Annotated in this window: 2 protein-coding genes; one reads left to right on the top strand and one right to left on the bottom strand. The window is 36.5% G+C overall.

The window, feature by feature from the left end; translation table 11 throughout:
- Positions 1-63: 63 nt before the first annotated feature.
- Positions 64-654: a hypothetical protein gene (locus HMPREF9200_RS07240; RefSeq protein WP_009354067.1), complete on the bottom strand. Its 591-nt coding sequence runs from the start codon at positions 652-654 to the stop codon at positions 64-66.
- A 201-nt stretch (positions 655-855) separates the two neighbouring features.
- Between HMPREF9200_RS07240 and HMPREF9200_RS07235 the strand changes: the two genes are divergently transcribed.
- The coding region (locus tag HMPREF9200_RS07235) for a superoxide dismutase (protein WP_009354068.1) at positions 856-1,440 on the top strand (585 nt) is incomplete at its 3' end.

The following is a 1,440-nucleotide window of genomic DNA, read 5'->3' as shown; positions in this document are numbered from 1 at the left end:
ATTAAATCATAACTTATATAATTTGTCAAAAAGATAGCCTACTCATCAAGAGTAGGCTATATCTTATTTAGCTTTATATCCTTTTACAGTTGGATTATGGTCTTTCATAGCTTGTTCTAAGCCGAAAATAACCATCTCATTCATATATGTACGCAATTCATCATTTTGTACTTTTTCAGCGTGACGTGCTAATATGCCTAAAAACTCAGCTTTATAAGTTTCCACTTGATCACCAGCTACAAAGCGATGTCCATTTAAATAGTTTTGATAATCCATATATAGGCTATTCAATACTGTTGTGCCATAGCTATCTTGTTTCCAGCGATGGCTATCGATATAAAAGTTTTTACGTACATTCATATAATAAAGAGCATTCTTTACATCCAACTGGCCAGCAGAAACAACTTGGTTTGTTTGTAATTCAAATAATTGTTTACTATGTGCTTGTCCATAGTTTGCAAATGTATTGACTACTTGTTTTACTTCCCAATTTGGACTTTGTACAGAAACACCAGATTGCATATCAGCTATCACAGCTACCCCTTCTTGTGCTGGCAACATCAATGGGTCTTGTGCTGCATACGCAGTTTGCCCCAATGCAATAACACCTAATATGGCAGCTCCTGCTATCCAACGTTTACTTTGTTTTTTCATATAAAAGCTCCTTTCAGTATTTCATTCTATATCCCTATTATACAGATTGTACCTCTTTTATTCAATGAGCAATTGTATATTCATTTAGTCTATTATATTCTATCCATCAAAGTATATGTCTTGACTTTTATCAATCCATCAAGTACCATAAGAGTAACTATGATAATATCTATCATTATCGTTTTTACCGTGGAGGTGACCATGAAGTATTTTGAATTAGAAGCACTGCCTTATCCTGACCATGCCTTAGAACCGATTATCAGCAGAGAAACACTCACATTTTTGTATACCCAGGTGTACAGCCATGCCATATCTTCACTTAATGAACTAGTTGAAGAGTGTCCTGACCTTCGCTTTGGTCATATTGACTGTCTGTTAGGAGGCCTAAGCCATGTACCACAAGAAATTCGACAAGACATTCAGTGTTATGGTGGAGCCTATAAGAATCTAACCTTATTTTTGCACACGTTGACAAGCCCTAATACAAGTACCATCAACGGACCAATCAAAGATGCTATCAACCGCTCTTTTGGGTCCTTGGAAACATTCCAACAGCAGTTTACGAAGGAGGCTCACGCCCATGTTGGTAATGGTTGGACTTGGCTTGTCATCAACCCAGACAATACCCTTTCTATTACTTCCACAAAAGAACAAAACAATCCAATTATGGATATGCAAACTGCCATTTTAGGTATCAATATGTGGGATTACATGTATTCCTCATCTAACCGTCAAAACTATATTGATACCTTCTTCACCATTGTGAATTGGAAGATCGTGAACCAC

Source organism: Veillonella sp. oral taxon 780 str. F0422, from assembly GCF_000221605.1.
Classification (GTDB): Bacteria; Bacillota; Negativicutes; order Veillonellales; family Veillonellaceae; genus F0422.
The sequence above is the reverse complement of the archived record's forward strand: the minus strand, read 5'-3'. Positions and strand labels throughout refer to the sequence as shown.

Coding starts and splice junctions, on each gene's coding strand:
- HMPREF9200_RS07240 (WP_009354067.1), bottom strand. CDS start 654: ATGAAAAAACAAAGTAAACGTTGGATAGCAGGAGCTGCCATATTAGGT.